The following is a 12,321-nucleotide window of genomic DNA, read 5'->3' as shown; positions in this document are numbered from 1 at the left end:
CTGCAAACTTTCCGCAAGACGTCAGGATCCGAACCACCTGATGGCGTTTTGCTCCATCCCGTTGTGAATTATGAATCACAACCCGCCCTAGACCCACATGCGTTGGGGGGCATTTGACAACCTCTAGTGTATGCACGCGATCACTCTGCACGATGAGACCAGGAAAGCCCTCTGACCGTTGAATCCCGAGTGAACGTGCCAGACTGGAATACGTATCTTTCATAGGTTCTCAATTAAACCTCCTCCACCATCACCACGCCCTCCAGGCTCTTCAGCGCGCCCTTGATCTGCGGGTTGACCGGGAAATCCTCGCCGAGCAGCACCTCCACCTCACCCGGCAGATCCGCATCCAGCAGGCAAAGCTGCACCGGCCCGCGGCCCTTCAGCTTGGCCTCGCCCTTCGCGCGTTCCAAGAGTCCCGCGATACCGGGCACCGCCGTGGGTTCCTCGATGAAGACGCGCAAGCCGCTGCCGCCCGCATCCGCCACCGCGCCGTCGATGGGTTGCACGCCGCGCGCCAGAAGTTTCAGCTGATCGCCTTCAAACGTCGCCTCGACCGTCAGCACCACGTTGGAGCCGGAATCCAGGTGCTCGCGGCTTGCCTCCAGCACGTCCGAGAACATCGTGACCTCGTAAAGCCCCGTGGGGTCAGACAGCGAGACGAAGGCGAAACGGTTGCCGCGCTGGCTCTTGCGTTCCTGGCGTGACGACACCGACCCGGCCATCTTGGTCACGAAAGCCCCGCCCTCGGCGCGCGCCTGCACCTCCTCCAGCGTCAGGCATTTGCGCCGTTTCAGGGCGGGCATATAGTCGTCCAGCGGATGACCGGACAGGTAGAAGCCGACCGCCTTGTGTTCCTCGGCCAGCCGTTCATTGGGCAGCCAGTCGGCAGGCGAGGTCAGGCGCGGTTCGGGCAGGTCATCCCCGGCCTCGCCAAACAGCGAGACCTGGTTGGAATTGCGCTGCTCGTTGATCGCGGCGGAATAGGCCACCAGCGCATCGAGGCTGTCGAAGACGCGGCGGCGGTTGCGGTCAAGCTCATCGAAGGCACCGGACCGCGCCAGCATTTCGAGCGACCGCTTGCCGACCCGTTTCAGATCGACCCGGCGGGCGAAATCGAAAAGGGTGGAAAAGACCTGGTCGCCGCGCGCCTCCTCGATCAGGCGCATCGCGTCGGTGCCGACATTCTTGAGGCCGCCAAGCGCATAGACCACGCAGCCATCCTTGACCGTGAACATCGCGGCGGAGCGGTTGACGCAAGGCGGGATCACCTCGATCTCCAGCCGGTCGACCTCCTGCTTGTAGACGCTCAGCTTGTCGGTCAGGTGGATGTCGCAATTCATCACCGCGGCCATGAACTCGACCGGGTAATTCGCCTTGAGGTAGGCGGTCTGGTAGCTGACCACCGCGTAGGCCGCGGCATGCGATTTGTTGAAGCCGTAATTGGCGAATTTCTCCAACAGGTCGAACACCTCGGTGGCCTTGCGCTTGTCGACCCCGTTCGCCATCGCGCCCGCCTCAAACTTGGGGCGTTCCTTGGCCATCTCCTCGGCGATCTTCTTGCCCATGGCGCGGCGCAGCAGGTCGGCACCGCCCAAGGAGTATCCCGCCATCACCTGCGCGATCTGCATCACCTGTTCCTGGTAGACGATGATGCCCTGCGTTTCCTCCAGGATGTCGTCGATCAGCGGATGGATCGAGGCGCGGTCCTTGAGGCCGTTCTTGACCTCGCAATAGGTCGGGATGTTCTCCATCGGGCCGGGCCGGTAGAGCGCGACCAGCGCCACGATATCCTCGATGCAGGTGGGTTTCATGCGGCGCAGCGCGTCCATCATGCCCGAGCTTTCCACCTGGAACACGGCGACCGTCTTGGCGCTGGCGTAAAGGTCATAGGTCTTCTGATCATCGAGCGGGATCAGGCCGATATCGAATTCCACCCCGCGCGGTTTCAGAAGGTCCAGCGCGTTCTGGATCACGGTCAGGGTCTTGAGGCCCAGGAAATCGAACTTGACCAGTCCGGCAGGCTCCACCCATTTCATGTTGAACTGCGTCGCCGGCATGTCGGAGCGGGGATCTTGGTAGAGCGGCACAAGCTCATCCAGGGGCCGGTCGCCGATCACCACCCCGGCGGCATGGGTGGAGGCGTTCCTGAGCAGCCCCTCGACCTGCTGGCCATAGGTCAGAAGGCGGTCCACCACCTCCTCGTTCTTGGCCTCCTCGCGCAGGCGCGGCTCATCGGCCAGCGCCTTTTCGATGCTGACGGGCTTGACGCCTTCGACCGGGATCATCTTGGACAGGCGATCGACCTGCCCGAACGGCATCTGCAAGACGCGGCCCACATCGCGCACGGCGGCCTTGGACAGGAGCGCGCCGAAAGTGATGATCTGGCCCACCTTTTCGCGGCCGTATTTCTCCTGCACGTAGCGGATCACCTCCTCGCGGCGGTCCATGCAGAAGTCGATGTCGAAATCGGGCATCGAAACGCGTTCGGGGTTCAGGAAGCGTTCGAACAGAAGCTGATAGCGCAGCGGGTCAAGGTCGGTGATGGTCAGCGCATAGGCAACCAATGACCCGGCACCGGAACCGCGCCCCGGCCCGACCGGAATGTCATGATCCTTGGCCCATTTGATGAAATCGGCCACGATCAGGAAATAGCCGGGAAAGCCCATGTTCTCGATGATGCCAAGCTCGAATTCCAGCCGCTTTTCGTAATCCTCGACCGGGGCGGCATGGGGGATGACGGCGAGCCGCTTCTCCAGACCCTCGCGGGCCTGTCTGCGCAACTCCTCGACCTCGTCATCGGCGAATTTCGGCAGGATCGGCGGGTGCGTGCGGGCGCGGAAGGCGCAGCGGCGGGCGATCTCGACGGTGTTCTCCAGCGCCTCGGGCAGGTCGGCGAAGAGCGTGACCATCTCCTCGGGCGACTTGAAATAGTGCTGCGGCGTCAGGCGGCGGCGGGGTTGTTGCTGGTCGACATAGGCCCCCTCGGCGATGCAGATCAGCGCGTCATGCGCCTCGTACATCCTGGCCTCGGGGAAATAGACATCGTTGGTGGCAACGAGCGGCAGTTCCATCGCATAGGCCATCTCGACAAAGCCGCGTTCGCTGGCGCGTTCGGCCTCGGGCAGGCCGCCATCGGACGGGTGGCGCTGCAACTCGACATAGAGCCGGTCGGCGAAGATATCCTTGAGCCGCGCCATCAGCGCCTCGGCCTTTGGATGCTGGCCACCCTGCAGGAACCGCCCGACCGGCCCGTCCGGCCCCCCTGTCAGGCAGATCAGCCCCTCGCTGTGCAGAGAAAGCTCGGCCTCGGTGATGTGCGCCACGCTGCCATCGCCGCGCAGGTAGAGGCAGGAGTTGAGCTTCATCAGGTTGGAATAGCCCGCCTGGTTCTGCGCCAGCAGCACGATGGGCGCTGGCAGGCGCGGTTTCTCGCCCGGGGCGGGCGGATCATAGTCCAGGTCCATCTGGCAGCCGATGATGGGCTGCACGCCGGATTTGGCGGCGGTCTCGGAAAACTCCAGCGCCGCGAACATGTTGTTGGTATCGGTGACTGCAATCGCGGGCATACCCAGACCCGCGGCCTGTGCGGGCAGTTTCTTGACCCGCATCGCGCCTTCCAGCAACGAGTATTCGGTATGGGTGCGCAGGTGGATGAATCGGGGGCTATCGGTCATGGGGGCGAGGCTAGCGCAGGCCGCATCGCGCCGCCACGCAAAACCACCCGGGAAGTGGCGAGGAGCGCCCGGAACGGGGGCGAGGAGCGGTCAGCCAATGGTGCAGATGCGGGCCGAACCACAGAGATTTTCGCCGCATCGTTGAAAGACTTTCCCGATACCGTCGGGCATCCACCCTTGCCACACGCCCCAAAAGCCGCTTTCCTGCCCCATGCAACAGGGAAATACGGCGCTGCGCCTTATCGTCGCCTCGGGCCGCGCAATAGAGGACAACGATCCTCCGACAAGATCGCGACCAAGAGTTACGTCATGACTGACACGGTGCGTTTTCATCTGAACGGCCAGCCTGTCGAGGTGCCGGCCCCCCCGCCGACGCGCACACTCCTGGATTGGCTGCGCGAGGATATGGGCCTGACCGGCACCAAGGAAGGCTGCAACGAGGGCGATTGCGGCGCCTGCACGATCATCGTCACCGATGAGAACGGCCCGCGTGCGATGAATGGCTGCATCCTGTTCCTGCCGCAGATCGACGGCAAGGCGGTGCGCACGGTGGAAGGCATCAGCGGCCCGGATGGCCGGATGCACCCCATTCAACAGGCGATGGTCGATCTGCACGGGTCGCAATGCGGCTTCTGCACGCCGGGGATCGTGGCGTCGCTGGCGGTGGCGCATCTGAAGGGTGCGACGGATTACGATGATGTGCTGGCGGGCAACCTCTGCCGCTGCACCGGCTATGCGCCGATCATCCGCGCGGCTGAGGCGGCGGCGAGCCATGAAGTGCCGGAATGGATGTTGGAGGATGCAAGGCTGGTGGGTGACCCCGCTGCGGCGCCGCAGAACCACCCGCCCTACGCGCCGACCTCTGCCGATGAGTTGGCCCAGTGGTATCTGGCCAATCCCGACGCGACGCTGATCGCGGGGGCCACCGACGTGGGGCTCTGGGTGACCAAGGCGCTGCGCCATCTCGATCCGGTGGCGTTCCTGTCGGGCTGCGATGACCTCAAGCAGATCACCACCACGGAGGATGAGATCCGCTTCGGCGCGATGGTCTCGTTCACCGACATGATGCCCGTCATCGCGCCCCTGCACCCCTCCCTGCACGAGATGCTGCGCCGGTTTTCCTCGGTCCAGGTGCGCAACGCCGCGACCGTGGGGGGCAATATCGCCAATGGCTCGCCCATCGGGGACAGCCCGCCCGCCCTGATCGCGCTGGAGGCCACGCTGCACCTGCGCAAGGGCGAGGCCCGCCGGAGCCTGCCACTGGAGGAGTTCTTCCTCGATTACGGCAAGCAGGACCGCGAGACGGGTGAGTTCGTCGAGGCCGTCTCCATCCCCCGCCAAACCGACCGGCTGCGCTGCTACAAGCTGTCGAAACGGTTTGACCAGGATATTTCCGCCGTCTGCGGATGCCTGAACATCACGGTGGAAAACGGCACTGTCACCGCCGCCCGCATCGCCTATGGCGGCATGGCGGGTATTCCGAAACGCGCCACAAACGTCGAGGCGGCCCTGATCGGCCGACCCTGGACCGAGGCCACCGTGCGCGGAGCGATGGCCCGCTACGGCGACGACTTCACCCCGATGAGCGACATGCGCGCCTCGGCATCCTATCGCCTTACTACCGCTGCCAACATGCTGATGCGCTATTTCCACGAGGATCAGGGCGTGGCCACGAATGTGCTGGAGGTGTCGGCATGAGCGTGCGCACCCCTCTGCCCCACGATTCCGCGCCGCTGCATGTTACGGGCCGCGCGCGCTATGTCGACGACATCCCGACACCCGCGACCTGCCTGCACCTGGCATTCGGGATGGCGCAGATCGCGCATGGGCGCATCACCTCGATGGACCTGGACGCGGTGCGGTCCGCGCAGGGCGTCGTTCAGGTCATCGCCGGGTCCGATCTGGACGAGATCCCCGATTGCTCGCCCTCCGCCGAGGATGAGCCGCTTCTGTCGGACGGCACCATCCACTACCTCGGACAGCCCGTCTTCCTGGTCGCCGCCACCAGCCACCTGGCCGCGCGCCGGGCGGTGACGCTGGCGAAGATCGAATATGAGGAGGCGACACCGCTGCTGACCATCGACGCCGCGATGGAAGCGAATAGCCGTTTCGAGGACGGCCCGCGCATCTATGAAAAGGGCGATGTGGATCAGGCCATTTCCAGTGCCGCGCATGTCATCGAAGGCCGCATCGAGATGGGCGGGCAGGAGCATTTCTACCTCGAAGGTCAGGCCGCGATGGTGATGCCGCAGGATAATGGCGACATGATCGTGCATTCCTCGACGCAGCACCCGACCGAGATCCAGCACAAGGTGGCGCATGCCCTGCACCTGCCGATGAACGGCGTCCGGGTCGAAACGCGGCGCATGGGCGGCGGTTTCGGCGGCAAAGAGAGCCAGGGCAACCACCTGGCCATCGCCTGCGCCCTCATTGCGCATCGCACCGGGCTGCCCGCCAAGATGCGCTATGACCGGGACGATGATTTCATGATCACCGGCAAGCGGCATGATTTCCGGATTGATTACCGCGTCGGCGTGAATGATGAGGGCCGCATAGCCGGTGCCGAGTTCACCCAGATGACCCGCTGCGGATGGGCGCTGGACCTGTCGCTGCCGGTGGCCGACCGCGCCATGCTGCATGCCGACAACGCCTATCACCTGCCCGCCGCGCGGATCACCTCGCACCGGCTGCGCACCCACACCCAGAGCGCCACCGCCTTTCGCGGGTTCGGCGGGCCGCAGGGCGTTGTGGGGATCGAGCGGGTGATGGACCATATCGCGCACGCGCTTGGGCTGGACCCGTTGCAGGTGCGGCAGCGCAACTATTACGACGATGCGTTTGGGGCAGGCGTGGCGCAGGGGGGGCTGTCTGCCCCCCCCGGCCCCCCCGAGGATATTTCCGGAACAAAGAAGGCAGGGACAGCGCACAAGCTGTCGAGCGGGACCGGGGCCTCGAAACGCTTTGGCGGGGCGCATTCGCCTGAGCCGATGGCAGGCGGCGCGCAGACCACCCCCTATCACATGGAGGTCACCGATTTCCTGCTGAACGGGCTGACCGAGAAACTGGCCACGGATTGCGACTACGCCGCGCGCAAGGCGGCGATTGCCGAGTGGAACGCGGGCCAGCCGGTGCTGAAGAAGGGCATCGCGCTGACGCCGGTCAAGTTCGGGATTTCCTTCACGCTGACGCATCTCAACCAGGCGGGCGCGCTGGTCCATGTCTATGCCGATGGTTCGGTCCATATGAACCATGGCGGCACCGAGATGGGCCAGGGGCTGAACCAGAAGGTCGCGCAGGTTGCCGCCGACCGCTTCGGCATCTCGCCCGACATGGTCAAGATCACCGCGACCGATACCGGCAAGGTGCCCAACACCTCGGCCACTGCCGCCTCCTCGGGTTCCGATCTGAACGGGATGGCGGTCAAGGCCGCCTGCGACACGATCCGCGACCGCATGGCCGAATATCTCGCCACCGAACACCAGGTGAAACCGCATCAGGTGCGCTTTGCCGATGGCATGGTGCATGTGGGCGCCGAGGAGATCCCCTTCGCCGAGGCCGCCAATCGCGTCTATATGGGCCGCGTCAGCCTGTCCGCGACCGGGTATTACAAGACCCCCGATATCGAATGGGACCGGATCGCGGGGCGGGGCCGCCCGTTCTTCTACTTCGCGCAAGGGGCCGCCTGTTCCGAGGTCGTGATCGACACCCTGACCGGCGAGAACCGCATCCTGCGCACCGATATTCTGCATGACGCGGGCTCCAGCCTGAATCCAGCGATTGATATCGGCCAGATCGAGGGCGGTTTCGTGCAGGGCGCGGGCTGGCTGACCACCGAGGAACTGGTCTGGGACGAGACGGGCCGCCTGCGCACCCACGCGCCTTCGACCTACAAGATCCCCGCCTGTTCCGATCGGCCCCGCATCTTCAACGTGGCGCTCTGGGATGCGCCCAACCCCGCCGAGACGATCTACCGTTCCAAGGCCGTGGGCGAGCCGCCCCTCATGCTGGGGATAAGCGTCTGGTCGGCCCTGGCCGATGCGGTCTCCGCCTGCGGGCCGAACTACCCGGACCTGCAGGCCCCCGCCACCGCAGAGGCCGTGCTGGCCGCCGTTGCGAGGGCGCGCGGGTGAGTTTCGACCGCTCAGCCCTTGCCCGGGCGACCCATGCGCATGGGCCTGTGATGCGGGTGGTCATTGTGCGGGTGCGCGGCTCGACCCCGCGCGAGGTCGGCGCGTCGATGCTGGTCTGGCCGGGCGGGCAATCGGGGACGATCGGCGGGGGAGAGCTTGAGTTTCAGGCCGCCACCCGCGCCCGCAGACAGGCGCAGCCCCGCGCGCTTGTCACTTTGCCGCTCGGCCCCGAACTGGGCCAGTGCTGCGGCGGGGCCGTCACATTGCTGATGGAGCGCTTCGACATCGCCGACACCGCCATGCCGCTGCCCTATGCGCGCCCTCTCGACCCACACGACGATCCGGCCGACATGCCGCAATCGGTCGCGCGGCTGGTGCAGGACGGGGCGCTGGACGGGCCGACCGTGCTGGAGGGCTGGTTCATCGAGCCCGAACTGAGACCCGCGCACAGCCTCTGGATCTACGGCGCGGGCCATGTCGGGCGGGCCATCGTCGGGGTCATGGCCCCGTTGCCGGATTGGCGGATCACCTGGGTCGACACCTCGCCTTCGCGTTACCCCGCAACCCGCGAACCCGGCGTCTCGTATTTTCCCGCCGTCAAGCCTGCCGATGCCGTGCGCCACGCACCGGATCACGCCGAGCACCTGATCGTGACCTACAGCCATGAGATGGACCTGGAGATCTGCCACCGCCTGCTATCGCGCGATTTCGCCTATGCGGGGCTGATCGGGTCCGACACCAAATGGGCGCGGTTCCGCACCCGGCTTGTGCAGCTGGGGCATGGACCTGCCCATATTTCGCGCATTACCTGCCCGATCGGCGATCCGGGCCTCGGCAAACATCCGCAAGCGATTGCCGTCGGCGTCGCCGCCGACTTACTCACACGCGCAAGAGCCGCGTCACACGCCGCGAAAGACGGCGCAACAGGGGACATGACCATGACACAAGACGCGGATCAGGGGACGGGCGCATGAGCGATACGCCGCTTCTGAAGATCGAGGGGCTGACCAAGGCCTATCCCGGCGTCGTCGCCAATGATGACGTCTCGTTCCAGATCATGCCCGGTGAGGTGCATTCCCTGCTTGGCGAAAACGGCGCGGGGAAATCCACGCTGGTCAAGATGATCTACGGGTTGGTGCGCCCCGACAGCGGGTCGATGAGCTTCAAGGGCGCGCCTTTCACGCCATCAGAGCCGCGCGCCGCGCGGGCCTCGGGCGTGGCCATGGTGTTCCAGCATTTCAGCCTGTTCGAGGCGCTGAACGTGGCCGAGAACATCGCACTTGGCATGGAAAACCCGCCGAAACAGGCCGCCCTTGCCGCCCGCATCCGCGAGGTGAGCGAGGCTTACGGCCTGCCGCTCGACCCTGACCGTCTGGTCGGTGACCTCAGCGCGGGCGAACGCCAGCGGGTCGAGATCATCCGCTGCCTGTTGCAAGATCCCAAGCTGCTGATCATGGACGAGCCGACCAGCGTCTTGACCCCGCAAGAGGTCGAGATTCTTTTCCACACCCTGCGCAAGCTGTCCGAGGAGGGCACCGCGATTCTCTATATCAGCCACAAGCTGGAGGAGATCCGGGCGATCTGCGACGAGGCCACGATCCTGCGGCTTGGCAAGGTCGTCGGCACCTGCACGCCGCGCGAAACATCCGCCGCCGAGATGGCCGAACTGATGGTCGGCAAGTCGCTGGCCAAGCCGGGGCGCAGCGATGTCACGCATGGCGAGGTGGTCCTGAAGGTCTCCGGTCTCTCGGTGGAGCCCGCCAGCCCCTTCGGCACGCCGCTGCGCCATATCGGGATCGAGCTGCGCAAGGGCGAGGTTCTGGGCATCGGCGGCGTCGCGGGCAACGGGCAGGACGAGTTGCTGGCGGCCCTGTCGGGCGAGGCCACGACGGCACCCGGATCGGTCACGCTGGAGGGCGAGAAGATCGGCGCGCTCGGCCCCAATGAGCGCCGTGCGCGGGGCCTTCTCTGCGCGCCCGAGGAACGGCTCGGCCACGCCGCCGCCCCCGATATGAGCCTGACGGAAAACGCGCTGCTGACCGCACGGGGGCGCAAGGGGCTGGCCCGGAGCGGTTTCATCAACTGGGGCAAGACCCGAAGCTACGCCGAAGAGATCATCAGGGATTTCGACGTGCGCACCCCCGGCCCGGAAAACGCGGCGCGGTCGCTGTCGGGCGGCAACCTGCAGAAATTCGTCACCGGGCGCGAGGTGCTGCAAGGCCCCACCGTGCTGGTCGTCAACCAGCCCACCTGGGGCGTCGATGCCTCGGCCGCCGCCGATATCCGGCAGGCTTTGCTGAACCTGGCGCAGGAAGGCGCAGGCGTGATCGTGATTTCCCAGGACCTCGATGAGTTGCTGGAAGTCTCGGACAATTTCGCCGCTCTGAACGAGGGCCGCCTGTCCAATGTGCGCGCCACGTCCGGCCTGACGATGGAGACCATCGGCCTGATGCTCGGCGGCGCGCATGACATGCACGAAGCAGACAAGGAGGCACTCCATGCTGGTGCTTGAAAAACGCCCGCAGCCGTCGAAAGGCTGGATCGCGGCGACGCCGGTTCTGGCCGTGGTGCTGACCATGATCGCGGGCGGGCTGATGTTCGCGGCCCTTGGCAAGAACCCGGTCGAGGCCATTCGGATCATCTTCTGGGATCCGCTCTTCAACGCGCAATTCGCCTCCTATGCGCGGCCGCAATTGCTGGTGAAGGCGGCACCGCTGATCCTCATTGCCATCGGGCTGGCGCTCGGGTTTCGGGCCGGTATCTGGAATATCGGGGCCGAGGGGCAATATATCATGGGCGCGCTGGCGGGGGCGGCTTTCGGGCTCTATTTCTACCCGACCGAGAACCCGCTGGTCTTTCCCGGCATGATCATCGCGGGGGCCGCGGGCGGATGGGCCTGGGCGATGATCCCCGCCATCCTCAAGACCCGGTTCCGCACCAATGAAATCCTGGTCTCGCTGCTGCTGGTCTATGTGGCCGAGAAGTTCCTGGCCTCCGCCGCGACGGGCTGGCTGCGCAACCCCGACGGGCGCGGCTTTCCGGGCAGCCGGAACCTGAGCCAGATCGAGGCGATGAACAACCCCGAGCTGATTGCGAATACGGGCATGCATTGGGGCGTCGTCGCCGCCTTCATCGCGGTGATCATGGCCTATATCCTGCTCAACCGGCACATTCTGGGCTATCAGATCAAGCTGGCCGGTCAGGCCCCGCGCGCGGCGCGGTTCGCGGGCGTCCGTCCCAACCGGCTGATCGTGCTTTGCCTCGGGGCCTCGGGCGCGCTGGCGGGTCTTGCGGGCGTGTTCGAGGTGACGGGGCCGGCGGGACAAATCAGCATCGACTTCAACGTCGGCTACGGCTTCACCGCGATCATCGTGGCCTTCCTTGGCCGGTTGCACCCGGTGGGCATCCTGCTGGCCGGTCTCCTGATGGCACTGACCTATATCGGGGGGGAGCTTGCGCAGCTTATGCTGACCATCCCCGCCCCGGCGATCCAGGCGTTCCAGGGGATGCTCCTGTTCTTCCTGCTGGCCGTCGACGTGCTGTCGAATTACCGAATAAGACTGAAGCGGGAGGGCCTGGCATGATGGGCATTGATCCGGTCACACTCATCGCCGCGCTGATCGTGGCCTCCACGCCCATCCTGCTGGCCGCCATCGGCGAACTGGTCGTGGAAAAGGCGGGCGTCCTCAACCTGGGCGTCGAGGGCATGATGATCACCGGCGCGATCTGCGGGTTTGCCATCGCGGTCGATAGCGGCTCACCCACGCTCGGCTTTATCGCCGCGGCAGGGGGTGGCGCGGCGCTGTCGCTGGTCTTCGCCTTCCTCACGCAATACCTCTTGTCCAACCAGGTGGCGACGGGGCTGGCGCTGACCCTTTTCGGGCTCGGCCTTTCTGCCCTGATCGGGGTCAGCTACTCGGGCATCTCGCCGCCGGTGACGCCCTCGCTGGACATCCCCGGCCTCAGCGACATGCCAGTGCTCGGGCCCATCCTCTTTTCGCATGACGCCATCGTCTACCTGTCGGTGGCTCTGGTCGCCGCTGTCTGGGCGACGCTGAAATACAGCCGCGTGGGCCTGATCATCCGCGCCGTCGGTGAAAGCCACGATGCCGCCCATGCGCTTGGCTACAAGGTGGTGCGGATCCGGGTTCTGGCGATCATGTTCGGCGGGGCCTGCGCGGGGCTCGGCGGGGCCTATCTCAGCCTGGTGCGGGTGCCGCAATGGACCGAGGGCATGACGGCGGGCGCGGGATGGATCGCGCTGGCCATCGTGGTCTTCGCCAGCTGGAAGCCCTGGCGCGCCCTGATTGGCGCCTACCTCTTCGGCGGCATCACGGCGCTGCAACTGCGGCTACAGGCGGCAGGCTTCGACATTCCGGTCGAATACCTGTCGATGTCGCCCTATGTCGTCACCATCCTGGTGCTGGTCATCATGTCCTCCGACCGCAATCGTGCCGCATTGAATGCGCCCGCATCCCTCGGCAAGGTGTTCCATGCAACCGGCTAGGAGAGAC

The 12,321-nt window shown here is 65.6% G+C and carries 7 protein-coding genes; 6 read left to right on the top strand and 1 reads right to left on the bottom strand.

Going from position 1 to position 12,321, the window contains the following annotated elements; genetic code table 11:
• Positions 1-233: 233 nt before the first annotated feature.
• Positions 234-3,677 carry a DNA polymerase III subunit alpha gene (gene dnaE, locus AC13C7_RS05185; protein WP_482866814.1) on the bottom strand — a complete coding sequence of 1,148 codons (3,444 nt, stop codon included), beginning with the start codon at positions 3,675-3,677 and terminating at the stop codon, positions 234-236.
• A 309-nt stretch (positions 3,678-3,986) separates the two neighbouring features.
• On the opposite strand from dnaE, the gene xdhA reads away from it, so the two are divergent.
• From xdhA to AC13C7_RS05155, 6 genes are read left to right on the top strand one after another with little or no spacing between them, the layout of a single operon-like run.
• Positions 3,987-5,375 carry a xanthine dehydrogenase small subunit gene (gene xdhA / locus AC13C7_RS05180; protein WP_482866813.1) on the top strand — a complete coding sequence of 463 codons (1,389 nt, stop codon included), beginning with the start codon at positions 3,987-3,989 and terminating at the stop codon, positions 5,373-5,375.
• Positions 5,372-7,807, top strand: a complete 2,436-nt coding sequence (gene xdhB, locus AC13C7_RS05175; protein ID WP_482866812.1) for a xanthine dehydrogenase molybdopterin binding subunit — start codon at positions 5,372-5,374, stop codon at positions 7,805-7,807. Before xdhA ends, xdhB begins: the two co-directional genes overlap by 4 nt.
• A complete protein-coding gene (gene xdhC, locus AC13C7_RS05170; protein WP_482866811.1) occupies positions 7,804-8,781 on the top strand; it encodes a xanthine dehydrogenase accessory protein XdhC in 978 nt (325 codons plus the stop codon). The genes xdhB and xdhC overlap by 4 nt, the downstream gene beginning before the upstream one ends.
• Positions 8,778-10,319 carry an ABC transporter ATP-binding protein gene (locus AC13C7_RS05165; RefSeq protein WP_172319615.1) on the top strand — a complete coding sequence of 514 codons (1,542 nt, stop codon included), beginning with the start codon at positions 8,778-8,780 and terminating at the stop codon, positions 10,317-10,319. The genes xdhC and AC13C7_RS05165 overlap by 4 nt, the downstream gene beginning before the upstream one ends.
• Complete coding sequence (locus tag AC13C7_RS05160) at positions 10,306-11,391, top strand: ABC transporter permease (protein WP_446117763.1); 1,086 nt, start codon at positions 10,306-10,308, stop codon at positions 11,389-11,391. The genes AC13C7_RS05165 and AC13C7_RS05160 overlap by 14 nt, the downstream gene beginning before the upstream one ends.
• A complete protein-coding gene (locus tag AC13C7_RS05155) occupies positions 11,391-12,314 on the top strand; it encodes an ABC transporter permease (protein ID WP_172319861.1) in 924 nt (307 codons plus the stop codon). Before AC13C7_RS05160 ends, AC13C7_RS05155 begins: the two co-directional genes overlap by 1 nt.
• The last annotated feature ends 7 nt before the right edge of the window (positions 12,315-12,321 follow it).

This window comes from Alterinioella sp. B-7, assembly GCF_056857775.1.
Note: the sequence above shows the minus strand (reverse complement) of the source record. Positions and strands in the feature narration are given on the sequence as shown.

Excerpts from the sequence above, each read along its gene's own strand:
- dnaE (WP_482866814.1), bottom strand. The coding sequence starts at position 3,677 with ATGACCGATAGCCCCCGATTCATCCACCTGCGCACCCATACCGAATAC.
- xdhA (WP_482866813.1), top strand. The coding sequence starts at position 3,987 with ATGACTGACACGGTGCGTTTTCATCTGAACGGCCAGCCTGTCGAGGTG.
- xdhB (WP_482866812.1), top strand. The coding sequence starts at position 5,372 with ATGAGCGTGCGCACCCCTCTGCCCCACGATTCCGCGCCGCTGCATGTT.
- AC13C7_RS05165 (WP_172319615.1), top strand. The coding sequence starts at position 8,778 with ATGAGCGATACGCCGCTTCTGAAGATCGAGGGGCTGACCAAGGCCTAT.
- AC13C7_RS05160 (WP_446117763.1), top strand. The coding sequence starts at position 10,306 with ATGCTGGTGCTTGAAAAACGCCCGCAGCCGTCGAAAGGCTGGATCGCG.
- AC13C7_RS05155 (WP_172319861.1), top strand. The coding sequence starts at position 11,391 with ATGGGCATTGATCCGGTCACACTCATCGCCGCGCTGATCGTGGCCTCC.